This is a genomic window from bacterium (assembly GCA_016708025.1).
Classification (GTDB): domain Bacteria; phylum Zixibacteria; class MSB-5A5; order GN15; family FEB-12; genus FEB-12.
This window is the reverse complement of record JADJGQ010000002.1, coordinates 931,461-954,115: the sequence shown is the minus strand read 5'-3', so window position 1 is coordinate 954,115 and position 22,655 is coordinate 931,461. Positions and strand designations below refer to the sequence as shown.

The 22,655-nt window shown below is 54.3% G+C and carries 21 protein-coding genes; 7 read left to right on the top strand and 14 right to left on the bottom strand.

Features of this window, described 5'->3' with window-relative positions; all coding sequences use genetic code 11:
- Positions 1-130: 130 nt before the first annotated feature.
- Positions 131-418 carry a GIY-YIG nuclease family protein gene (locus tag IPH75_10350; GenBank protein MBK7142469.1) on the top strand — a complete coding sequence of 96 codons (288 nt, stop codon included), beginning with the start codon at positions 131-133 and terminating at the stop codon, positions 416-418.
- Between the two features lie 226 nt (positions 419-644).
- Here IPH75_10350 and IPH75_10345 read toward each other — a convergent pair whose 3' ends face one another.
- The 4 genes from IPH75_10345 to IPH75_10330 form a co-directional block, all read right to left on the bottom strand.
- The gene (locus IPH75_10345; GenBank protein ID MBK7142468.1) at positions 645-1,517 is read right to left on the bottom strand and encodes a hypothetical protein; all 873 of its coding nucleotides are present in this window, start codon (positions 1,515-1,517) and stop codon (positions 645-647) included.
- Positions 1,518-1,762: 245 nt separating this feature from the next.
- Positions 1,763-2,146, bottom strand: coding sequence for a CZB domain-containing protein (locus IPH75_10340; protein MBK7142467.1), 384 nt, complete (start codon positions 2,144-2,146; stop codon positions 1,763-1,765).
- Between the two features lie 245 nt (positions 2,147-2,391).
- Entirely contained in the window at positions 2,392-2,814 is a 423-nt protein-coding gene (locus IPH75_10335; GenBank protein ID MBK7142466.1) for a hypothetical protein, read from the bottom strand.
- Between the two features lie 398 nt (positions 2,815-3,212).
- Positions 3,213-3,500 carry an RNA-binding protein gene (locus tag IPH75_10330; protein MBK7142465.1) on the bottom strand — a complete coding sequence of 96 codons (288 nt, stop codon included), beginning with the start codon at positions 3,498-3,500 and terminating at the stop codon, positions 3,213-3,215.
- 617 nt (positions 3,501-4,117) lie between these two features.
- On the opposite strand from IPH75_10330, the gene IPH75_10325 reads away from it, so the two are divergent.
- Positions 4,118-4,450, top strand: a complete 333-nt coding sequence (locus IPH75_10325) for an RNA-binding protein (protein MBK7142464.1) — start codon at positions 4,118-4,120, stop codon at positions 4,448-4,450.
- Positions 4,451-4,661: 211 nt separating this feature from the next.
- Here the strand turns inward: IPH75_10325 and IPH75_10320 are convergent, their stop codons facing one another.
- From IPH75_10320 to IPH75_10280, 9 genes are all read right to left on the bottom strand, one after another.
- Positions 4,662-5,219 carry a hypothetical protein gene (locus tag IPH75_10320; protein ID MBK7142463.1) on the bottom strand — a complete coding sequence of 186 codons (558 nt, stop codon included), beginning with the start codon at positions 5,217-5,219 and terminating at the stop codon, positions 4,662-4,664.
- Positions 5,220-5,811: 592 nt separating this feature from the next.
- Positions 5,812-6,297, bottom strand: a complete 486-nt coding sequence (locus IPH75_10315) for a hypothetical protein (GenBank protein ID MBK7142462.1) — start codon at positions 6,295-6,297, stop codon at positions 5,812-5,814.
- Positions 6,298-6,495: 198 nt separating this feature from the next.
- Entirely contained in the window at positions 6,496-7,530 is a 1,035-nt protein-coding gene (locus IPH75_10310; protein ID MBK7142461.1) for a hypothetical protein, read from the bottom strand.
- A 16-nt stretch (positions 7,531-7,546) separates the two neighbouring features.
- Positions 7,547-8,929 carry a Glu-tRNA(Gln) amidotransferase subunit GatD gene (gene gatD / locus IPH75_10305; GenBank protein MBK7142460.1) on the bottom strand — a complete coding sequence of 461 codons (1,383 nt, stop codon included), beginning with the start codon at positions 8,927-8,929 and terminating at the stop codon, positions 7,547-7,549.
- Positions 8,922-10,904 carry a Glu-tRNA(Gln) amidotransferase subunit GatE gene (gene gatE / locus IPH75_10300; GenBank protein ID MBK7142459.1) on the bottom strand — a complete coding sequence of 661 codons (1,983 nt, stop codon included), beginning with the start codon at positions 10,902-10,904 and terminating at the stop codon, positions 8,922-8,924. The genes gatD and gatE overlap by 8 nt, the downstream gene beginning before the upstream one ends.
- A 186-nt stretch (positions 10,905-11,090) precedes the next feature.
- Complete coding sequence (locus tag IPH75_10295) at positions 11,091-11,531, bottom strand: C_GCAxxG_C_C family protein (GenBank protein MBK7142458.1); 441 nt, start codon at positions 11,529-11,531, stop codon at positions 11,091-11,093.
- Between the two features lie 4 nt (positions 11,532-11,535).
- Positions 11,536-11,991 carry a GNAT family N-acetyltransferase gene (locus IPH75_10290; GenBank protein MBK7142457.1) on the bottom strand — a complete coding sequence of 152 codons (456 nt, stop codon included), beginning with the start codon at positions 11,989-11,991 and terminating at the stop codon, positions 11,536-11,538.
- Between the two features lie 40 nt (positions 11,992-12,031).
- A complete protein-coding gene (locus tag IPH75_10285; GenBank protein ID MBK7142456.1) occupies positions 12,032-12,817 on the bottom strand; it encodes an enoyl-CoA hydratase/isomerase family protein in 786 nt (261 codons plus the stop codon).
- A gap of 37 nt (positions 12,818-12,854) precedes the next feature.
- Entirely contained in the window at positions 12,855-13,331 is a 477-nt protein-coding gene (locus IPH75_10280) for a GNAT family N-acetyltransferase (GenBank protein ID MBK7142455.1), read from the bottom strand.
- Positions 13,332-13,517: 186 nt separating this feature from the next.
- On the opposite strand from IPH75_10280, the gene IPH75_10275 reads away from it, so the two are divergent.
- Positions 13,518-14,720, top strand: coding sequence for an acyl-CoA dehydrogenase family protein (locus IPH75_10275; protein MBK7142454.1), 1,203 nt, complete (start codon positions 13,518-13,520; stop codon positions 14,718-14,720).
- Between the two features lie 141 nt (positions 14,721-14,861).
- Positions 14,862-15,683 carry a hypothetical protein gene (locus IPH75_10270; protein ID MBK7142453.1) on the top strand — a complete coding sequence of 274 codons (822 nt, stop codon included), beginning with the start codon at positions 14,862-14,864 and terminating at the stop codon, positions 15,681-15,683.
- Here IPH75_10270 and IPH75_10265 read toward each other — a convergent pair.
- A complete protein-coding gene (locus IPH75_10265) occupies positions 15,680-18,304 on the bottom strand; it encodes a patatin-like phospholipase family protein (GenBank protein ID MBK7142452.1) in 2,625 nt (874 codons plus the stop codon). The two genes, IPH75_10270 and IPH75_10265, sit on opposite strands and share 4 nt — an antisense overlap.
- A gap of 56 nt (positions 18,305-18,360) precedes the next feature.
- On the opposite strand from IPH75_10265, the gene IPH75_10260 reads away from it, so the two are divergent.
- Genes IPH75_10260 through IPH75_10250 form a run of 3 tightly spaced genes read left to right on the top strand, consistent with a single transcriptional unit; the run spans position 18,361 to position 22,617 of the window.
- Positions 18,361-19,149 carry an RNA methyltransferase gene (locus tag IPH75_10260; GenBank protein MBK7142451.1) on the top strand — a complete coding sequence of 263 codons (789 nt, stop codon included), beginning with the start codon at positions 18,361-18,363 and terminating at the stop codon, positions 19,147-19,149.
- A gap of 10 nt (positions 19,150-19,159) precedes the next feature.
- Positions 19,160-20,209 carry a hypothetical protein gene (locus IPH75_10255; GenBank protein MBK7142450.1) on the top strand — a complete coding sequence of 350 codons (1,050 nt, stop codon included), beginning with the start codon at positions 19,160-19,162 and terminating at the stop codon, positions 20,207-20,209.
- A 2-nt stretch (positions 20,210-20,211) separates the two neighbouring features.
- Positions 20,212-22,617 (top strand): S49 family peptidase, encoded by a 2,406-nt coding sequence (locus tag IPH75_10250; GenBank protein MBK7142449.1) that lies wholly within the window; start codon positions 20,212-20,214, stop codon positions 22,615-22,617.
- Positions 22,618-22,655: the final 38 nt, after the last annotated feature.

Here is a 22,655-nt window from a genome sequence, read left to right as displayed (position 1 = left end):
CCACTCCCCTCCCCTGCATTTTCACTGACAGCCCCTGTCAGTGACAGTTCATATGTTCACCACAGAGAATGGATACCTCGTCATTGCGAGGAGCACAGCGACGAAGCAACCCACTCACTGGAGGTTAATGATGCCCAGACCCGGCTACGTTTATATCCTCACCAATTGGAGCCACACCGTGCTCTACACCGCTGTAACCAGCGACCTGGTCAAGCGTGTCTCTCAGCACCGACGTGGTATCACAAAGGGGTTCGCCTGGAAATATGGCGCCAACATACTCGTCTACTATGAAGCGTTTGGCGACTTGATGTACGCCATAGCTGAAGAGAAACGAATAAAAGGTGGGTCGCGCGCGAAAAAGATTGCGCTGATTGAGAAATTGAACCCCGCGTGGAAAGACTTGTCGAAGGAAATTTGAATTGATTGCTTCGCTTCGCTCGCAATGACCCTGCCAAGTCATTGCGAGGAGCGCAGCGACAAAGCAACCCACTCAGTGCCGCCAAACCTCATCCCTCTCTCCCCCAACCAGATGATGATTCCACTCTGGCACCACCATCGAGGGCTGAGCGAAGCCTGCCCTGAGTTCATGCTCAGGGTCGTCTCCCCCACCAGCAGTCAATGCGATCCTCCCCCCGATGTGTTCGCTAACGCTTCTTCCCGCCGCCCTCGCCTCGACGTTTGTTCTCCTTGTCATCCTGCTTTTTGCTCTTCCCGCTTTTATCGCCGGAAGCTCGCATCGGCTGTTGCTGTTTTGGGCCCTTCTTATATTGGGCCTGGTAGCGCGATGCTTTGTTCTTTTCCACACTCGGCAGGTCGGTCCGGTAATACGTCTTCTGCTGAATGGTCGTTTTCTGACGTTTCACGCTCACCTTCTTGATATCGCCGTTACCGCCACGGGCCTTGGAAATGACCGTGATACTCGGCGCGCTCCGTCTGAACGAGCTCACGCCCGATCTCGACGGCGCACGTACTGACATCTTGTGCCTGCCAACATTCTCCTGCAGGAAGTTCGCTTTGGTCACCATTGTCCAGGTCGTGGTCACACTCGTTTCCCATGGCCGTGACCATGAGTAACCCGATGGTGGTCGCGGCGCCCAGCAGACGTAGTTGTCATACTCGTACCAGACCACCGTGGCAGGCGACCATGAATTGCCCGGCACCCAGAACCAGCCGATCGCCGGATCATAGTACCAGTTGCCGTAATGATAGACTAACCATCCGTACGGCTCATACGATGACCAGAGCCAGCCACGATCGGTCCAGACCCAGTTGCCATACGTGAAAGGAACCCACCCTGAGTTCACATACGGATACCAGACTTCGCCAAACTGGGCGTGAACAGTCCACCCACCCCACTCGTTCAATTCACCATAGCTCGCCGATACACCGACCGAGGTCGAGGTCCCTCTTCCAACCGCGTACCCCGGAGCACACGCGTATGCCAACAGAGCGACCAGCAGGATGCTGATCCATGACGTTCCCTTGCTCATTCGACTACTCGAAGTTGAATTAGTCATTGCAACCTCCAATGTTCTCGAATCACTCTATTTATACAATCGTGTCTGTGGAAACGGGGTGACATAGACGACCGCATTAGTCTATATTCAATTGATACAGCGAAACTTACCGCGACCGTGAAATAAATGGAACCAAGCCGGATTCCTCTTTCAGATTGTTCGTCATCCCCCCAACAAAACAGGGGCGAACAAGCTTTCGCTCATTCGCCCCTCGATATCCGGCGACCCAGACTGTCAGAATTTTGCTACCGCGTAGTCACCGGCTTCATCGTCTCTTTCCACCGCTTCAACGCGAGTGAAAGTTGCCCCGAGGCCAGCGTATACTCCTTGCCATGATCCATCATCCGCATCGCTTCCGTTTTCATCCCGGCCAGCGCCAGCGATGCTATCTTCGCCGCCACTTTATGGAACTGCGCATGCAGGATCACGATCTGTTTGTATTCCTCGGTTGCCTTTTCTTCCTCGGTGATCGATTTCCCATACAGCCACTTGCCGAACGCGCACTTGTTGTCGGCGGCTATAATGGTAACGGTCGATTCAGACTTGCCGCTCTCGATCGCCTCATGCAAACGAACTTTCCAGGCGGCATGTGCCTCCAGCGCTTTGTCGATTTCCCCTGGGTCGAGCATCTATCTCCCTTTCCCTTTATCCCCTGGTATTATGTATCCATCGTGGATACTAAGTGACATGATATCCTTTGTCTTAATTATCGGGAGATTCTGGCATTCCTGAACCCAGAATCAAACTAACAGACCGAGTCGCCCTGCCCTGTTTCATTCTGAAACGATATTGGTATTCGTATGAGAATAAATTCGACTGATCCCACCGATCAGGTGGGTACGTTGATTCTGCGGATCAGCGCAGAAGAGATCTGCTATTGTCCCGCTTTTGAATTCGGCACTTCGTCCGCCGCGGCGGGTTTTTCTTTCACCCAGTTCAGCGCTGAGTGTTGATCGCGGAATATCTGGATCTCGATACCGTTCACGAACGCGCTGTGCAGCGCCACGAAGATCCTCGCGGTGGTGGTGTCCTTCCCTTTCGGGAAAATGATCGCCCACTTGCTCTGCCCCGCTTTGGCGGTGATCTTCGACATGAACACCCGAAACCGATCCACCTCCGCCAGCGACCACTCTACCGTGGCATTGGAATAGTCGCAGACCGCTCCCATTCCCGGACGGTAATTTGGATCCGCCAGCATCGCTTCCGTTTTGGCGATCACATCATCAACCGTGATACTTCCGCTATACGCGGAGAACACGATCTGTTGCTCCAGATCGACATGGAATTGGCTTTTCATGATGTTTACCCTCTTACTACGTACGCTTAAGAATCAGAGGTAAAACCTGACAAGGCAAGTTTTAATTCCGGCGGACAGCGAGTTTGAGGTTCAGATATTCAGGTTCCGGCGGACGCCGGAGATCGATAGAGTGGGAGTGTGTCTCTTATGCCGAGTTGTCCGCGACTCTCGTTATCCCGCTGTTCGACGCGTCGGAACTTTGACCACCACGCGTTTGGGCGGTCGCGCAAGGTCCAGCGCCAGAAATCCGGGTATCAACCCAAAAATGATCCATGCTACAACTAACAAAATATTCCTTCTTCTCCGCGTAGATGCGGCCGGTCATACATGACCGATTGATGCTTTATCGAATCGTCGTTCCCACCATGGATGGTGGGCTGCCCGACGTTCCCTATGCCCTATCCGTTATCCGGAAGTCTCTCCTGAAACGGATCGGCTTTGTATGTTCCGGGGCGTGCCTCTCTCACCTGAAGCGGATTGCCGGCAAACATCGCGCCATCGAGCGCATTGATCGCCGCATTCCCCTGCTCCACCGATGGCATCTCGACAAACCCAAACCCCTTGCGGGCGCCATCCGCTTTGCCGATCGCCAGCGTTACGCGGGCAACCGTACCGAACGATTCGAACTTCTCCCGGATTCGCGGCTGATCGACATGCTGTGCCAGATTTCCCACAAAGATCTTCATGCTTACTCCTTTTGACTCGACTCGGGCAGCATCTCATTCCCATCGAACCAGTTTCAACAGGACTGCTGTCGGCGCGAAAAGCGCCATGGTCGCCGGATCAACGATTTGACAAGGATTGGGCTGCCAGGACAAAGCTTGCGAAATGATCGACACGGGGACTGTGTCTCGTATCTAATATACGTATTATCGGCGCTTTACGCCTTCTATTCCTGAGGATTTCGGTCCGAAGGCGCGTTTCCGGCGCCGTTCCCCTCCGAACCCCACCAACAACATGGACTTGACCGGTAAAGATTTCTTTGCGACACCATGTTTTCTCCTGGCGAAACCGGCTCTCGCTGGCGGTTTCTGCCATCGCGGAGTGAATTGTTCCCCGAGTTCGCGAAAAGGATGCAAATATATCTCTTGCTATTGTTTGACCCTGCCGATATACTGGCAACAAGACACGCGTCCCATTATGACCCTTTCTCAATGGATTCTCTCCCAATTCACTTTGTAAGATCGATCCCTTGGCGAACCGTCCATCTGGTGACGAAAGCGCAATCCTGCGCAAACTTTGGTGTTGTTGAAATCGTCCGTTTGATCGTGGCGACCGACAACACAACATTCAGGAGAGTTCCATGAATATCTATGTAGGCAACCTGTCACACTCCGCGACGGAATCCGATCTTCGCAACGCTTTCGAAAAGCACGGCGAGGTTTCCCGCGTCAACATCCCGACCGATCGTGAGACCAACCAGTCCCGCGGTTTTGGTTTCATCGAGATGCCGAAAGCCAACGAGGCTCAGGCCGCGATGACCGCGCTCAACGGTACCGAGCTGAACGGACGTCAGATCTCCGTTAACGAAGCTCGCCCGAAAGGCGAAGGCGGCGGTGGTGGTGGCCGTATGGGTGGCGGCGGTGGACGTTCCGGCGGCGGACGCTCGGGCGGCGGTTACAACCGCTCCTGGTAAGCGAATAGATTACCACGCAAAAGGCGGGACATCTGTCCCGCCTTTTTTATTGGGGAGAAGTGATGACTATGATTATTGAAAGTGCTCGATATCCTGAGAATCCCGGGCTAACTGAAGCGCCTCATTCCGCGCAGGCGGGAATCCAGTTTGTGCCCCACCCCTCGGGTGGGTTCATGAATTGTGCGCGGCAGATGTCCTCGTCTGCCCGTCTTTATCTATCCCCCGCCTGTGCTTTTCGGATCATCTCATACACAGACTTCGCATTTTCGATTCGCTCGAACATCGGAACCTGATTCTGACTCATTCCGGGCCAGGGCATCCCTTGTGCCCACGCCGCCATTTGATTGGTTGGCCCAAACGTGATAGTCCCTTCCCTCCCATTTTCAGTCAGAGTCGCATCACTCACACTACGCAAATTGAGACTTTTCACAGAACGCCTAAAGATTCCTGACACGATGATCGCCCGCTGCTCAGTCAGTCCGTAGTAGGTCTTGGTGCGCTGGGCCTTATCGACGAAGAAACGTCCAACAAGCATATAGAGCCCCATAGCGAGAAAGAGCATGTCCATTCCCGCAAATGGGAATGCTGTGCCTGCTTTCCGCGAGCTCATCACCACAAAGACCATCATTCCAGTCCAGAAAAGCGAGAATGGGATCATGAAGAAATCACTGCTGCGAAAGAAAATCCCCTGCTTGGGTCGCCCGGACCAGAGAAGTCGCTCGCCCGCTGATAACTGTTCGCGAATCACTTGTTGTGTGTCGAGTTCCATTGATATCTCCCTATCTGTCGATTATCGGAATATACCAATTGAGTGGTGAGAAATTCAAGAAAATCGACAACCCCTGTGACCCACCCCTCGGGTGGGATAATGCAATATGCGCGGCAGACGTCCCCGCGTGCGCCATGAACGGCCGAACCTATTATGATCGGCACGGCACACCAAGGATTTTAGAATCAAGACTTTGATTCAAAAGGGCAAGTCATCATCTTCCCTCTTGACTTGTTTTGGAGGCTCCAATGGTGTTGAGTGCTTCGAGGAATCGCCCAGCAATCTTTCGAGTTCATCTAATTGCTCACTAATCTTGTAGGTACGATCGTAACTGCTCGTAAAGGGCAGGGATATTAGGTTCGGATGGTCTACCACCTGTAAATCGCAAGTATGCAAGAGGTCTTCCAGATTGGTCAGTTATGGATAGGCTATCCGAATCAAGTCTGAGGTGATAGCCTTCGAATTTCGCCTCAAAAATGTCGGAATCCCCTTCAAAGGTAGTACCTGTCGGTTCCCAAACAATGGACTTCGAATCAGATCTTTGGAGGATCTTTTCAAAGATTCCACGAATTCTCTCTGGGTCTATCATAGCCTAATCTCCACTCTGAGTCTTGTAAAGGTCCTTGCCGACCGCCGCACTTAATGCAGCCGAAGCAACCGAGAGCATTTTTGAGATCCGGAGCTTATCGGCTGGGAGACTCGATATCACTGCCTTTTCCACCTCAACTTCAATCTTCGTGAGATCGTCGATTGTCTTATCTATCCCCTGTTTTATCTGCTCATCCAATCCAAATCCGTTAATAACCCGTACAAGCGCGACTTTGACATCTCGAATCCTAATTAGCGCCGCTCTCAATTCATCATGATGAATCAATTCTCTGGCCGCTTCGATAAATTGGATGAGAGCGGTTGCATCGGTTATCCAAAGTCGCGATTGCAGTTGCTTGCGAGTTTCCTCGGACGCTTTGCGGGCCGCATCTACACTGTCTCTTGTCTTCTTGAGTTGCCAAATAGCTACCACTAATCCGATTAGAGTGCAAAATGTGCCGATAAGTGACGCTATATCTATGAAAGTCATTATGGACTACTTTCCCCAACTGCCCCTATTTTAGCAACAATTTCAGCAAATGTCAAGAGTCACAAACTGGCAGCAACGGGTACAAATATAGAACGAGTCCGAAGTCAGAATCGACTTACGACTCTTGCTCTGACAGGCAGACGTCCCCGTGGACCCGACTTGAGGTGTCAGACCCACCATGAATGGCGGGCTGCTGGCCTATTCTTTTAGTAGACCATTCTCTTCGGCCCAAACTCGTAGTAGTTCGATTCGAGCGAGCCTCGGAGCAGGATCGCTTAAGATACTTACTGTTTGATTCTGCAATTTGATCCAGTTGTTCCAGCCGCTCGATCGAATCAATGACTTGTCGAAGTCCACCATTTTTTTCTCAAGTTCATCTTCAGATAAGTCCGGAAGTCCCTCGACAAATGCTACGACACCTTTTGCGTACAGATCAATCCGCACTAGTTCCTCGACAATTTGGAAGATCTCTGGCTCAATGAAGGACTCAATTTGATCGACAAACGCTTCGTCAAGAATGCCAATCCACGGTTCTTCGATCCCAAACTTGCTATAGTAGTCATACCTGAATGCGCCAAGCGGATATTTGATTAGGTGAAGTATGACAATGACTCTAACAACTTCTTCAAATTGACTCAGCCACTTTTTAAAGGCGTCGTCTGAAAAAATCTGAAAGTTCGGCTTGAATTTCAACCCAAACCGATTCGAATATCGATATCCCTTCGAATGAACGTAGTTGCTCAACGTTCCCAAATCCAGGAGTCTCTTTCTCAAATCATATTTCGATTGGACAAACGCGAAGTTTGGGTGACTTTCAAACTTCCTCCAGATATCACCAAGTCGAGGAGTCTCTTCGTTTGAGCGCAGCCAAGACTTGACGGCTATATGGCCGTCATCATTGAGATTCCAGTATACAGATAGTAGACCGAGTTCCAATCCAGCTCTCAAGGACACCATAGACTGCTTGTAGAATCCGAAAAGAGCCAAATTGAGCGAAACTGCCAATTCATCGGTGGCTTCTACATACGGGAAGAAGTGTCCCGACCAAAGACTTTCCGCGTGCTGCGGCACCATGCCGCCTGCATTCTGAAGTACCCATCCCGCCCGCCTGATTCTTTCATTTAATCCTGTGGACTCGATGTACTTCAGAGTCTCGTCAAATACTCCTATGCTTTTGCGACAATCGTAAATGAATGGAGAAAATGTGGTAGTGCTCTCTGTCTCACCAGACATAGCTCCTATCCTTCCCCTATTTGTGTATCCTCTTCAGCCACTCCTCCACCTCGGGCACGCCCCCCTGGAAGACCAGATACCCGTTGTATGGTTCGCGGTCGGTGATCTCTCCCGCGATAGGAGTCAACATCAGCTCTTTCACACGCGCCAGATCATCGGTCTGCCCCATCGCCCAGCCGAGTTTGATATACGCGACCTCCGGCAACATATTCGCCAGCGGGATGATTCCTTTCGCCATCAGATCGCGGCCGGTGTCGTAGACGAACATATGGACATACCCCCAGAGAGTCTGCACCGTCATGTACACCGCGACTCCCTTGTCGCGCGCCCGTTCGATCGCCGGATAGACCGGCTTGTTGATATGCCCAAGCCCGGTTCCGGCGATAATGATCCCGCGATAGCCGTTGTCCACCAGTGAGTCGATAATATCCGGCGCCATGTTGGGGTAATAATAGACCAGGCCGATCTTTTCTTCAAAATACGGATGGATCGTCACATTGCGATCTTTGCGACGGCGATTGTAATCCGTCTTGATCGGCGTGATCTTTTTGGTATCAACCATCGCGAGTGGAATTTCGCCGATCGTCCGGAATGTGCTCCGATACGATGAGTGCATCTTGCGCACGCGAGTTCCGCGATGCAGCAGCCCGTACTCATCTGAGGTCGGCCCGAACATACAGACCATCACTTCGGCGATATCCGACTCGGCCGCCGTTTTGGTTGCATGCTGCAAATTGAGGGCGGCATCCGAGGAAGGTCGATCCGAGGATCGCTGTGAGCCGACCATCACGATCGGCACCGGCGAGTTCTGCACCATGAAGGCGAGCGCCGCGGCAGTGTGGTGCATCGTGTCAGTTCCGTGCCCGATGACGATTCCGTCGATCCCCTTTTCGATTTCGCGGCCAATCGAGATCGCGAGCGTTTTGTACTGCTCCGGCCCCATATTCTCCGAAAAGACCGCAAATAGCTTTTCAGTGGAGAGATTGCAGATATCCGCAAGTTCCGGTACCGCGCCGTACAACTCACCCGGCGAGAAAGCCGGGATCACCGCGCCGGTCCGGTAGTCCAGACGCGAGGCGATCGTCCCACCTGTTCCAAGCAATTTGACATGCGGCTTCCCCTTGGTCACCGGGAATTGCTTTTCCGGGATCTTATAATGCGCCTCTTTGTAGCCCAGCTCTTTCATATCGAGGATCGTCTCAACCGCGATCCCGACATTGTAGCCGGTCGCCAGTTTGAGCACGATATGGCGATCATCATCGTTTTCGGAGCGTGGAAGCAGAATGCCGCGGAAATCTCCGCGGGTGGTTGCAACCTGGACATCCCCCCAGACGCGAGCTTTCCACTCTTGCAGGACGGCGAGTGCCCGACCTTTGTATCCTTTGAACAGATCAGCCATGGTTCACCTCGTTTTCGACCAGCTTCTGCAACTCTTCCATGCAGACATTGCCGTAGGCGCGCTTTCGAAGGTTCGCCATGATCCAGCGCCCTTCGGCGCCGGGGTCGGTTGATGTTTTGATCTCGCGGAATTTCTGCTTGAGCAGCGGAATGTTGCTCTTGAGCTGTTCCATCGTTTGCGGCTTGAAATCGAGCGTCACGAGGATAGATTCGAAATCCATATTCGGATGTTCATACATCACCGCGACCATCGGCTTGAGGATCTCGTCGAACAGTCCGCGCTGTTTGCCGAAAACAAACAGGTCGTAAACTTTGGCGTAACTGAAGCCATCCTGCGAGGCAACTTTCCCCTCGACATTTTTCAGCTTGTGCGCCAGAAGCGAGGCGACAAAGATCGGGTCCTGATTCAGGTCGGTGACGATCTTCTCCACCAGCCCGACTAGATTCCGTTTCAAAAGATAATTCCAGGTATCCGGTGGGACGCGCCACTCGCGCAACTGCTCCATGCGGGCATGCACATCGACCGGCATCCGCTGACGGATTTTCTCGATAAAATCATCATCGACCGAAATCGGCGCCGAGTCGGTGTCGGGATACATTCTATCCGGTCCGGGGAGCACTCGCTCGAAGAGCGTGGTGCCGTCATCCAGCCCTTTGCGGGTTTCGTTCGGTACGCCATCCATCGCGAGGCGGCACCGCTCCTGGATCGTGTCGATCGCGGTGATGATATCTTCGCTCGGCCCCCAAACGATTATCTGGGCATCGCCATCTTCGCCGCGCACGATCTGGCGGATCGTCTCCCAGTCTTTCTGACGAATCACCGGTTTGTGATCCTCGGTGTGCGCCATATTCGGTTTTTCGAGACCGGCGATCACTTTGAGGCGGTCAGCCAGTTCGTTGGCGAAACTTTTGCCCGGCTGCGTGAAGTGCGAGAGGATCCCCTCGAATTTCGGGAGATTGATCGCAACTATCCGGCTCCGGATCATGCGTGCCTGACGGAGCGGGAAGAAATCGGTATTCAGAAGATCAGAGTCGATATCTTTCCAACTCACTCCCCAGTTCGCTTTGTCGGCGATCCGTTCGTTCAGTTCTTCTTTGATCCGAAGCAGCGATGACTGCCGGAACGCCTCGATGTGCACCAGTCGCGGAATCCACTTGATATGCGCGACTCCTTTGATCTCAACTCGCGTTCCGCCACGAACCGAGACATTAACATCCTCTCGCGCCGCGCCGATCCCGGTGCGCACTTTACCAGAAGACCGCGCCACAAATCTGAGATACTGCGCCGCCTCGGCGACTTCGTCGGGAGTCAGCATGTCGGGATAGGTGACTGTTTCGATCAACGGCATGCCGAGCCGGTCAGTCGTGTAGATCCGCTGGTGGCCGATATCGGAGACCTCGCGGCAGGAGTCTTCTTCGATCGAAAGTTGGATCAACCGCACGGTCTTTTCGCGAAGCGGGATCGATCCCTCGATCGCCACAATACCGGTTCGCTGGAAGCCGGTCGGGATGGACCCATCGAGATACTGCTTGCGCGTGATATGCAGCTCGCCGACAATATTCATCTTCAGCATCAAGGCGATCTGTGTCGCATTTTCGAGCGCCTCGCGATCGGCCAGGAACGGAGGGGTGTCATCGACTTCGTATGTACAGGCGGTCTCGTATTTGATACGGTACGTTATCTCTTTTTTTGTCTTAAATTCCATCAGCGCGGTGCCGTCGTATTCGCCAAGTTCCGACAGCGTTGGACGCATATGCCGGATAACCTCGGCATCGTAATCTTTGCCGTTCTGGTAGCGCCCGGCGGGGCAGCGGCAGAACAGTTTTGACTTGGTCAGAAGTTGCTGGTGAATTTCGAGTCCGGATTTGAAGCCGAGCGAAGCATAGGTTTCGCGGGTGGCATCTTTGCGCGGGATATATCCGACCACCGCTTTGGTCCGTTCATAGTTGGCGGCGGGATCGAGAGGTTGTTTCATCTTTTTCTATTCCAACGGTTAGGTCAATTTAGTCCGGTAAAGTAGGACAAATTGCTCGGACATTCAAGGGAATTGCGGGGGTAGGCGACGTACGGCTAACCTTCTGGTATCTCACGGTTTGCTCGGAGGGGAAACAAAGAAGGCAGGACACTCGCCCTGCCTCTGTACACCTTCTATCCGCGAAGCTTACAATATCTCTTCCAATATCCCCACCGCGTCCGTCACGAACCCAACACACTTTTTCTCTTTCAGTTGATTCTCCGTCTGATACTCTCTCCCCTCCGGCGTGCTGATATCGCACCCCAGAAGTTCGCGGCAGGTCAGCGCCCCATGTTTCGCCGTGAATCGCGAAAGAAACATCTGCGCCTTTTCGGTGCATCGCTGTTTGGCGTCATCATCGTCAGGTTCGCACTTGCCGTACTTGAGGCCGATCACCATCAGTCCGCCGGTCACGGCGCCGCAGGTCGAGGCTGTGCCGGCCATCCCTCCGCCAAAGGCCCCCGCCATTTTGAGCGTCACCTTGCGCTCCAGTCCGAGCTGCTCGGCGAATGTCGAACAGACTGACTGAGCGCAATTGAATCCCCCCATAAATGTCTCTCTCGCTGACTCTTTGCTTGTTATCGGCATCGACCTATTTCCCCAATGTTTTCTTCATGCAGACGCTGTTCTCCACTCCCTCATACTGACCAAAATTCGGGATCAGCATATAGCCGCTTTTCTGATAGAGACGGATCGCCTCAGGCTGCTTTTTACCGGTTTCGAGGATTGCCGCGGAGAAGCCGAGTTCACTCCCCCATCTCTCCAGCTCTTTCAGAACCTCACCGGCGATCCCTCTCCCCCGGCATTCGGGCCGCACAAACATCCGCTTGATCTCAACTATCTGTTCGTCGTATCGCTTGATTGCCCCGCACCCGACTGCCTGCTCAGCATCATACGCGACCACAACATGCTGGATCGCGTCGATCTTGTTGTAGGTGGCATAAAAGGAATGCTCCTCGCCATCACGGATCGCAAGATCCTGGTCGAGGAGCATCACCAATTCTCTGAACTGCGTATCTGAAGAATCTGTCCGCACGATTCGTATCATCAAGTTCCTTGCGCGGCAGACGTCCTCGTCTGCCCGACCATCAGTGACCCGAGAATTCCGGTTTCCGCTTCTCCTGGAACGCCTCGACACCTTCGTTTTTGTCGCCGGTTCCGCACATGGCGCCGAAATTCGCCTTCTCCAGATCGCATCCGGCGGTCAGGTTGACATCGAGCCCGCGGTTGATGCACTCTTTTGCCGCGACCACTGCCAACGGACCCTTGGTGCAGATCAACTCAGCCATGTTGATCGCCCGCTCCATCAACATCTCCGGAGCGCAGACTTCTTCCACCAGGCCGATTCGCAGTGCTTCAGCGGCCACGATCGGCTCACCGGTGAAGATCATTTTCATCGCATGTCCGCGGCCAACCAGTCTGGCCAGACGCTGCGTGCCGCCGTAGCCGGGGATCAACCCGAGTCCGGTCTCCGGCAATCCCAGTTTCGCTTTCTCTGAGGCCAGCCGGATATCGCAAGCCATCGCCAGTTCAAGTCCGCCGCCCAGAGCGAAGCCGTTGACCGCGGCGATCACCGGTTTCGGGAAATTCTGGATAGTCTTCATCAGGTACTGACCGCGCGCAGAGAGATCAGACCCGGAGCGAACATCGAGATCCGCCAGTTCCGGAATATCGGCTCCGGCCACAAACGCCTTTTCGCCGGCGCCGGTGATGATCACTGCGCCAACTGCATCATCCGACCAGTGGTAGGAGAAAAGCTGCTGAAGTTCATTGATCGTTTCGCGGTTCAGCGCATTAAGCGCCCGTTCGCGGCTGATCGTGATGATCATCACTTTGCCGCGCATGTTCACCATCAGATTTTTGTAGTCCGCCATTGCAGGTCCTTTTCTATGTCAGAACATTGATTGACAATTATCGCACTACGCGCACCAGCTTGAGACCCATCGTATGCGTCGCCGCGCCGGTCAGTTCAAACCCCGCCTTGAGATAACATCCCAACGCGATCGGATTCTCACTATACAGATTGAGCACTACTTTGACTATCCCCTTCCGCTCAGCCGCCCGTTCATACAATAGATGCAGCATCTTGGTGCCGTAGCCGTTCGTTCGACGGTACGGGTCGACCAGCAGATGAGCGATCTCCACGGCCCGTTCATTCGGGCGCGCCCAGAGTTCGCCATAAGCGACCGGGTGGCGGTCCGCTGAGAGCAGATACGAAGAGACATCCGCCCGCTGCCAGGACTCCACCAGGTCATCCGGCGGAGGAAATTCCTTTCCCCGGCAGACAAAAAACAAAGTTTCTTCGGATTCTATCCATGAACGGACCAGCGGAGAATATTCTTCGGTATATGGAATCAAGTCGGCTTTGGCCGATGTCGGGTCACTCACAAATGTTTCCTTCCCTATAAGGCGCAGGAATATAGCGAAATCAGTTTAGCGGGGCAACAGAATGCGGATTCGACCCGTTTTTTTGAGCGGTTCCGGCAACCAAATCGGCCCAATTGACATTATGACTACTACTATGTATATATTGCCGCACTTTCGGGAGTCCAGATAAGGAGCAGATAGACCAACATGATTGATTTTAGCTTCACCGACAACCAGTTAGCCGTCCGCGACATGGCTCGCGATGTTGCCGCGCGCGTTATTCTCCCCAGTATCCAGGAATACGACCGCGCCCAGAAGCTCAACCCGGACCTTCTTCCGGCCATGCGTAAAGCCAACCTGCTCGGGTTCTGTATTCCGGAGCAGTACGGCGGCCTCGGCATGGACTATATCTCACTCGGTCTCGCCTCTGAAGAAATGGAATACGGGGACACTTCAGCACGAGTCATTCTCTCGGTCCATATCGGCCTTTTCTCGCTCCCACTCCTCACCTGGGGGAGCGAAGCTCAAAAGCAGAAATATCTCGTTCCCGCCGCCAAGGGGGACAAGATGGCGACGTTCGGCCTGACCGAACCGGCTGCCGGATCCGATGTCGTCGGGATTCAGACCACCGCCGTCAGGCAGGGGGACCACTACGTTCTCAATGGTGAGAAGATGTGGATCTCGCTTGCCGATGTTGCCGATTACTTTTTTGTGTTTGCCTGGACTGATCTGGAGAAAAAGCGGAATCGCGATCACTCCGGCATCTCCTGCTTCATCGTCGAACGCGCCTTCGCCGGTGTCAGCACAGGCTCGATCCATGGGAAACTGGGCGTGCGCGCCGGTAATACCGGATGGCTCGCTTTCCAGGATGTCAAAGTCCCCGCCGAGAATCTGGTACACAAAGAAGGTTCCGGGTTCAAGATCGCCATGTTCTGTCTTGACCAGGGGCGTTACACTGTCGCCGCCGGTTCTTGCGGTCTAATCCGCGCCTGCCGCGATGCTTCCATCAAATATTCCCACGAGCGCAAGACCTTCACTCAGGAGATCGCCACTCACCAGTTGGTCAAACAGATGATCGCCAATATGGAAGCCGGCTATGAATACAGCACTTACCTTTGGATGAAAGCCGGCTGGCTCAAGAATCAGGGAGTTCGCTCGACGAAAGCAACCTCGATGGCGAAGTGGATCGCCTGCCGCGAGGCGGAAGCATCGGCCGCTAATGCCGTTCAGGTCTTTGGTGCGTACGGCTTCTCCGATGAATACCCGGTCGAACGCTTTTATCGCAACTCGAAGGGCGCCTCGATTTACGAGGGGACCCGCGAGATTCATACCCTGATGCAGGCCGACTATGTGCTTGGTCTTCGCCAGGACACGCCGATCGAGCGCGACCTGCCAGTTGTCGAGCAGTAAGCGGTTCAGACAATTCGATCTAAGGTACAAAGAGACCCGGTTGCGGGTCTCTTTTCATTTCACAGATTTCCGTTGACATCTCCGTCCTCTTTTCGCCACTTTGCATAAAGACAACCGTTCCGGCTGTCGGGAGAAAGTCACATGAAGCATCTGAAAAGAATTCTGAACCTGTTGGCAGTACGTCTGCCGCGCCTCTGTTGCTTTGCCCTATTACTCGTCCTCCCCTTCGGTTACTATCCTGACTATCCGGATTCATCGCAGTTTGAGATCGGCGTTGGCGGGGGCTACGGCCAGGCCGCATCTATTGTCCGTTCGTGCGATGGCGGGATACGGCAGCAAGAGTCAAATCAGTTCACCGATTTTGCTGTCACGGGATATGGACGAACCAAACTGAGTGAGCGAAGTGACGCTATCTATGGCGCGCAGTTTGGTTATTTCCGCTCCACAGCGCGCTTTGCGGATCTGAATCCGACCTACTCTGGTGCACATGCAGATCGCTGGTATTTCGGACCACGGTTCGCGATCGAGACGCGATACGTTGGATTCGGCTTCGGATTTCTCATCAATCATGTTCCCTACCGTTTCGAGTACGATTCCGATTGGGACAACCAACGGGTTGGACCATCGTTCCACCTTCGCCTGGGTAGCCTGAGAGGTTTGTATTTTATGGGGAGTTTAGACGAGAACAGTCCGGTCATCGCGGGCGGCGGACATGTGGATCTCGGTCTTGGTTTTCCAATCGGAGGTAAGGTAAGAGTCTTCAGTGCCGTCTCGGCTTTGCCATACGACCAGCTTGGGTATCTTCAGCATCTGGATATCAGCCTGAGCAAGAAAATGGCGCTCAATCTCGCGATGCGAGCAGGCGAGGCCGGAGATACTTTTGAAGGGGCGTTTGCAGCGACTCTCGTTTTTCGTCTGGGGTCTTTGAAGACAAAAGAGAGCGAAGATCCGAACGGACTCTAGAACGTCAGCCCTGCGCCAAAATACCAGCGATCATTATCTTCATCAGCCGTGCCATAGCCGAATTCGACCGGACCGATGGGCGAATCCAACGCCAGGGACATCCCGAATCCATGGCGCAGATTGCGCAGTTTGATCTGATCGGCCGATGTATACACCTCTCCCATATCATAACGAACCGATAGATAAAGCCAGAGCGGCAGTTTCAGTCGAAGTTCATTGTTCAAAAGGAAGAGTTTGTCTCCGGACAACTGGTGGGTGCGGAATCCGGCGAAGGAGTGTAATCCCCCGGCATAAAACTGCTCAGAGGAAGGCAGGCCCGAGCGCGAGAGACCGATCGACAAGCGCGGATGGTAATTCAGTCGTTCACCGATCTGGAAGTATGATTCGATCGACGAAAATAACCGGGTGAACTCAACATCCCCGCCCAGATACTCTCCGGCCGTCTGAACTTCCAGCCAATGCTTTTTGCCGCTGGTGGGGAATGGCCAGCGATCGAAATTCTCCACATGCGACTCGAGGGTGAGCAACCTCAGTCCAAAGGTCCCGCTGGAGCCGGTCTGAATATCTTCAATTTCGACCTCTTCCACCGCAAATCCGCCGGTCACAGTCCCCAAGCGCGAAATGTGCTGTCCCAGGCGGATCGATCCCCCGGTTCTGTATTCTCCCCGCTTGCCGGTCTCTCGTTGATCAAGATCAAAGGTCGCACGATCGATCCGGTCATGATACAGACTGATCTGGCTGGTGAGATAGGTGCGGAAGATCCGATTCACTTTTAGTTCGCCGAAATAGAGTTGCCGTTCGCGCCCGTATTGTGCGTGCAACAGGTACTCCATCCCGATCCCCATCACGTTGTCATCGAGAATCTCCACAAACTCCTCGGATTGGTACTCGTCATCCCAGTGCCAGCCGAGCCGGAGTTGCTTGTACTTCTTTTCATCGACTGAGATCTTCACTACGGCACCGCTGTCCTGCGAGAGCGGGACGATCGACACTCGGTCGAACAGATCGGTACTATAGATCTGCGTCAGCCCACTCGAGGCCGATTTCGTGGAGTAGGGCTGGCCGACCTCCAACGGGAAATAGGAGCGGATCATCCAGTCGCGCGAACGCTCATTCTGGTCGACATCGATCCGTCGGACGATCGCTTCATCTACATCGATCAGGATCGTGTTATTCGCGAAATCAACCTCGGCGCTGTTGATATATGCCATATCGTAACCGATGGTGTAGTACTTCTCCAGGATCGAGTCAAGTCCGGCACGAAGCGATACGGCGGTGATCGAGTCCTCCGGGAGATAGAGTTCGGCAATTAATGTAGAATCGGAAAAGGAATAGTTTCCATCGATTGAGATACTGGTCGACTGGCTCGGCAGATTCCGGTGAGGTTCCAATCTTATCCGATATTCCTGGACAGTTTCGTTGCCGAATCCTTCGGCCACCATCGCCGGTTCGGTTACGGCCGTCAGTTCAAAGAGATGATAGGTAGTGGCCAGCCATTTCAGACGATGCACCAATTCCGCGCGGGTAAACGACTGCCCGATCAACGCCGTCCGGCACCCTTCGACTAGCAAGCTGTCCGGCGAGGAGACATCGACTACGGCGATCCGGTAGTAGAAATGCTTCTGGCGTCCAGTCACCAGGGCTACAATGCTGTCAGCGGCGATCTTTCCGGCCTGATAGCCGGCCTCTATGATCTCATCCTTACGCAGGAAATCCACCGAAGTGTATTGCTCGATAGGCGGCGTGATGACGATATCCGCCTTCGCCAGTTGCGCATTCAACTGGTCGGCCGTCATGATGGTTGTCACCTGGTTGGCGATATCAACGGGGGTCAGGAGCTGATCACGCCCGACTAGTGGGCTGGTGGTATTTACCGCCACCACCACAGTGACTGAGTCGCACATCTGCGAAACCAGCTCAACCGGGATAGGCGCTACCATGCCGCCATCCATCAGGATCATCCCATCCTTCTCCAAACCGGTAAAAGCCAGGGGGAAAGCCATGGTCGCCCGCATGGCATCCGCGAGAGAGCCTTTGTCCATAATCTCCATACGGCCATTAACGATGTCGGTCGTAATGGTTTTGAAGGGGATCGGGAGTTTGCTGAAATCGCCATTGGCGCGGTAGATAGCCCGGCTGGTCAAATTCGACAAAAGCGAGGTCAACCGCTGTCCGGCGGTCAGTCCTTGGGGAATATGAGGGCGCCAGCCGTCGAATCGGACCGACAGCAGGTGGCGGTCCCGTTCCTGACGTTGCGACAGGAACATGCTCGACCGTAACGGTGCATTCGCGAAAAAGGTGTTGAAATCCAGCGTCTGGGCTATCTTTTCCAGCTCTTTCGGGGAATGTCCACAGGCGTACAAACCACCGACAATCCCGCCGATCGAGGTTCCGGTGACCGCCGCAACCGTGATCCCCCGCTCTTCGAACGCCTTCAGGACACCGATCGACGATAATCCGCGCGCCCCTCCGCCGGAAAGGGCCAGAAGAATCGGGTATTTGGTCTGGCTATCCGCAGGATTCAGCCCCCGAAGTCCCCCAATGCGCAGGGTGTCCGGTGAAGCAGTCGCCAGGACTGTCGCACAGACCAGATAAGCTATTATCAGAAGGCCAGTTTTCACTTGCCAACGAAGATTGGTTTTCGGTTGTTTGTTTCTATAACACACAGGATACCGCAGTGCCACTTACCAAAACAGAACTCAAAGATATACAATCTCTACAGACCAAAAAAGGACGAAAGCTTAGAAAAAAGTTCCTGGCCGAAGGAGTACGGCTGCTCGAGGAGGCGGTGCGCCATTCGGTCCGCCCCGAGATGGTCTGTTTCTCCGAGGCGGCGCTCTCTGAGCGCGGTCGGTCATTGGTCGACCGCTTCCAGAAGCTCGGAATTCGCATGGAATCGCTCCATCTGCGCCAGATGGACTCGATCGCCGATACCGAGGAGACGCAGGGGATCCTGGCGACCTTTCCTCTCCCCGACTCCGGTCTGGCTGAACTTTACCGTCCGACTGCCCGTAGAGTATTACTGTGCGAGAATATCAGTGATCCCGGGAATCTCGGAACCCTACTTCGCTCGGCCAAGGCGTTCGGATTTGAGTTGGTGATCCTCACCGGGAGATCGGCCGACCCTTTTTCTCCCAAAGTCGTCCGGGCATCCGCCGGTTCTATTTTCGGGCTGTCAATTGCCGAGGCCGGGATCGATGAATTGCTGGCTCTGGCGATTCGCCACCGGATCTGCCTGCTGGCGACCGATATTCATGGTCTTGCCGACATGGCCAGTGTCCGAAAGCTAACCAAGGGGCGCGGATTGATGCTGGCAGTCGGTTCGGAGGCGGATGGTCTGTCGCCTGAGCTACTGGAAAATGCGGACGCGCGCATGCGAATCGCTCACGCCACCGCTGTCGAATCGCTGAATGCCGCCGTCGCCGGCTCCATCCTGATGCATGAGTTGTACAACCTTTCGGAATAGAGTACTGAAGATGAAACGAAGTTACCTGACGATACTGGCTGTGATCGGCCTGACTCTCCCGGCACTTGGACAAGAGATCCATCTCCGCGAGCATGGCCTGTTTACGACCAAGGAGATTACCAACACCGTCCAACTGGGATCGCAGAATCGACTGGTGATCAGATCGGCGGTCAACCTGAGCGGTAAACTGAGCATCACCTCCGCTCCCGGACGTCAGATCAAACTGACGTTTACCAAGCAGGCCAGGACGATGAAAAGCAATACCGCCACCGACTACATTGACCTGATCACGGTCAGCCTCACGACGGTAGCGGATGAAACCCGTCTGGAACTTCGGGCACCAAATCCCGCACCCTGGGATCCCGAAACCGAGGCAGGAATTGTCGAGGCAACTCTTGCCGTTCCGCCGGAATGCAGTGTCGAGATCGAGGCGCAGCAGTTTGATGTCACTGCCGTCGGCCCTATTCGCGGGCTGGTGATCAGTTCCTCGCTCGGAGGTGTCGATGCTTCCCGCATCACCGAACTGACCGACATCAGCACCGCCAATCGGCGAGTTAATGTCTCCGACCTGACCGGCGATATTTCGGTCGCCACCAGCAATTCATCGATCATCGCGCGGGATATCGAAAGCACGAAAGGGCAGGCCCGTTTCCGCAACGAAGGGGGCGAGATCAAGATCCAGCGGATCCATGGCGGGCTTAACGTCAGAAACAGCTTTGGGAGAACCGATATCTCCGAATACGTCCCGACCGGCAACAGCAATTACATTCGCAGTAGTTCCGGCCCGATCATTCTCGAGATCTCGGAACTGGTCGATGCCCAGTTGGTCATTAGCAATCAGTACGAGGATATTGAGATCACCGTCCCTGACACGATCTCCGCATATATGTCGTTGAAAGTGGATGAGGATGGCATGATCGAAGCGACGCATTTCCCGTTTAAGACAGATCTGGTGGAGCGGAATCGGTTGAATCTCCATTCGGGGCAGGGGAAAGCGGAGATCAGCGGGACAATCCGCGGCAAAGGGAACATATTCGTTCGCGGCACCAAAGGAGAATGAGGATGCGCCTTTTGCGATACCTGTTCAGTATCTGTTTGATCACCGTCTCATCATTGGCGGCGCAGGGGATGGAACGGATCCCGATCCCCGGCGATGTGTTCTATTTTCAACCGGCTTCGACCGTCTTCGGGGCTGAGGCCGCCTGGGCTAATCCCGCCGCGCTCGGCAGGTTTAATGCGACCACCTCGCAGGCGATGGCCGACTATTACGATGGGAAATTCGCCAGCGACTGGGGTTGGGTGATGACGGCTCAGCAACTGGCGCTGGCCTGGCGCAAGATCGATAACCCAACCGGCGATTTCAAAGAATGGGTCTTCGCCGCAGGCCTCCCGGTCGGCTCTGGTTCCGCGGTTGGTTTCTCTTACCGATATTTCAGTGACGGCCCGGCGCTTTATGACAATCGCCACTTCTGGAATGCCGGTCTGGTGACCCAGGGAGTCGGTCCATACGCATTTGGCGCCGTTTTCTCCAATTTGAACCGAGGCAAAATTGCTGGCGAGCGGACAGAGATCGAGATGCAGCTATCGGCGGCCTATCGACCGTTCGGTGATAAGCTGACTCTCTCGGCGGACGCGTTTCTTTCCACGCAGACTCGTTTTTCCAATGCCGATTGGCTCTACCATGCCGAATACAGTCCCATCCGGGGACTTTTCATCAATGGCTCACTCGATTCCGATCGGAATTTTGAGGTCGGGTTCCGCGTTAATTTCGACAAGAGTTTCCTGGGGAATCGTTCCGGCTTTGACCGCAACAGCAAGCACCGCGGCACTACTTCATTTGTCGGGTTCACCGAACAAAGTCAGCCATCGATAACCAATGTGCGCGGGCGTCGACTGGTGGCCGGACTCGGTGGAAGCCAGCCGGAGAATCCGCCAAAACCGGTTTTTGGGAGAAAGCGACTCTCATTCACCGAGATATTGACCAGCATCTACCGTGCGGCAGATGACCGGTCTATCAATGAAATGGTCGTCACTCTTCACGAGGGTTCACCGGGCTTTGCCCGGGCGCAGGAACTCCGCAATGCTTTTGACTATTTCCGGTCTCGCGGAAAGCGGTTGATCTGCTATCTGACTGACCCAAGTAACCTGACTTACTATATAGCATCCGCCGCCGACTCGATCTTCATTCCCCCGGTCAGCCAACTCAATTTGGTGGGACTTCGGGCTGAATTGACTTTTTATGCGGGGACGCTTGAGAAGCTGGGGGTCAAGGTTGACATGGTCAGGATCGGCGACTACAAGTCGGCGGTTGAGCCCTGGACCCAAACGGCATCCTCTGAGCAGAACCGCGCGCAGGTCAATCGACTGCTGGACGAGTTATATGATCAGTTTGTGAGCGACATCGCCACATCGCGCGGACTCACCGCCGATTCAGTAAAGCGCATTGTCGACAACGGCCCATTTACTTCCGCCGATGCCCGAACCTTCGGATTGGTGGATGGGCTCTGCTATCGGGATGATCTCGACAGTTGCATTGGTAAGTCCAGGGCTGTCCCCTTCGCGCAATATGTTGCCGACACGCTGATCAACTATAGCTGGGATCGTCACCCCGTGCTTGCGGTCGTTGTGGCGCAGGGAGAAATCACCGCGGATAACGGCGATGGCAATCCCCTTAGCTCATCGACAGGTGTCACCCCTTCGCCGTTCCGAAGAGCCTTTGCCGCGGCGCGAAGAGATCGGGATGTTGCCGGAATAGTCTTTCGCATCGACTCCCCCGGCGGCTCTGCCCTTGCCTCCGACGACATCTACCATACGTCGCAGAAGGCCGCCAATCAGAAACCGATGGTCGTGTCGATGGCCAATGTCACCGCATCCGGGGGCTATTATCTCGCCATGCCCGGCAGAAAGTTGTTCGCGCTTCCCGGAACGGTTACCGGTTCCATCGGGATCTTTGGCGGGAAACTGGATCTAAGTAATCTCTACGAAAAGATCTCGCTGGGGAAAGAGCTCTATCTGCGCGGCAAATACTCCGGAATGCTGAGTACGGTCGCTCCGTTCAGCGCCGAAGAACGTGAAAAATACTACTCCCAGATCGAAGCATTCTACGGTCATTTCTGTGAGTTGGTCGCGAGCAGCCGGCATCTTTCGGTCGACTCGGTGGATCAACTGGGACGTGGAAAAGTCTGGACCGGGCGGGAAGCTTTGCGCAATGGATTGGTCGACCAATTGGGCGGTCTCAAGCAGTCGCTTGATTACCTGGCGGCCACCCTTGAGCTGAAAGAGTATCGGGTGAGAGTCTACCCGGAGAATCGGCCGCTGTTTGTACTCCCTGCGCGATCATTCATGGGGATGGTGGCCTCGGTTTTCGGTGGCGACACAACCGATGCACTCGGCCAGGCGGGGCAGGCGATCAGTTCGGCGAACGGCGACTTGTATGCCCGGATGCCGTATGATCTATTAATTGAATAGCCTCAGCGGAAACACGCACAAAAGAAGCCCCCGACGTA

Bases quoted from the DNA above. Each gene is read 5' to 3' on its own strand.
- IPH75_10350 (MBK7142469.1), top strand. From the start codon at position 131: ATGCCCAGACCCGGCTACGTTTATATCCTCACCAATTGGAGCCACACC.
- IPH75_10345 (MBK7142468.1), bottom strand. From the start codon at position 1,517: ATGACTAATTCAACTTCGAGTAGTCGAATGAGCAAGGGAACGTCATGG.
- IPH75_10340 (MBK7142467.1), bottom strand. From the start codon at position 2,146: ATGCTCGACCCAGGGGAAATCGACAAAGCGCTGGAGGCACATGCCGCC.
- IPH75_10335 (MBK7142466.1), bottom strand. From the start codon at position 2,814: ATGAAAAGCCAATTCCATGTCGATCTGGAGCAACAGATCGTGTTCTCC.
- IPH75_10330 (MBK7142465.1), bottom strand. From the start codon at position 3,500: ATGAAGATCTTTGTGGGAAATCTGGCACAGCATGTCGATCAGCCGCGA.
- IPH75_10325 (MBK7142464.1), top strand. From the start codon at position 4,118: ATGAATATCTATGTAGGCAACCTGTCACACTCCGCGACGGAATCCGAT.
- IPH75_10320 (MBK7142463.1), bottom strand. From the start codon at position 5,219: ATGGAACTCGACACACAACAAGTGATTCGCGAACAGTTATCAGCGGGC.
- IPH75_10315 (MBK7142462.1), bottom strand. From the start codon at position 6,297: ATGACTTTCATAGATATAGCGTCACTTATCGGCACATTTTGCACTCTA.
- IPH75_10310 (MBK7142461.1), bottom strand. From the start codon at position 7,530: ATGTCTGGTGAGACAGAGAGCACTACCACATTTTCTCCATTCATTTAC.
- gatD (MBK7142460.1), bottom strand. From the start codon at position 8,929: ATGGCTGATCTGTTCAAAGGATACAAAGGTCGGGCACTCGCCGTCCTG.
- gatE (MBK7142459.1), bottom strand. From the start codon at position 10,904: ATGAAACAACCTCTCGATCCCGCCGCCAACTATGAACGGACCAAAGCG.
- IPH75_10295 (MBK7142458.1), bottom strand. From the start codon at position 11,531: ATGCCGATAACAAGCAAAGAGTCAGCGAGAGAGACATTTATGGGGGGA.
- IPH75_10290 (MBK7142457.1), bottom strand. From the start codon at position 11,991: ATGATACGAATCGTGCGGACAGATTCTTCAGATACGCAGTTCAGAGAA.
- IPH75_10285 (MBK7142456.1), bottom strand. From the start codon at position 12,817: ATGGCGGACTACAAAAATCTGATGGTGAACATGCGCGGCAAAGTGATG.
- IPH75_10275 (MBK7142454.1), top strand. From the start codon at position 13,518: ATGATTGATTTTAGCTTCACCGACAACCAGTTAGCCGTCCGCGACATG.
- IPH75_10270 (MBK7142453.1), top strand. From the start codon at position 14,862: ATGAAGCATCTGAAAAGAATTCTGAACCTGTTGGCAGTACGTCTGCCG.
- IPH75_10255 (MBK7142450.1), top strand. From the start codon at position 19,160: ATGAAACGAAGTTACCTGACGATACTGGCTGTGATCGGCCTGACTCTC.
- IPH75_10250 (MBK7142449.1), top strand. From the start codon at position 20,212: ATGCGCCTTTTGCGATACCTGTTCAGTATCTGTTTGATCACCGTCTCA.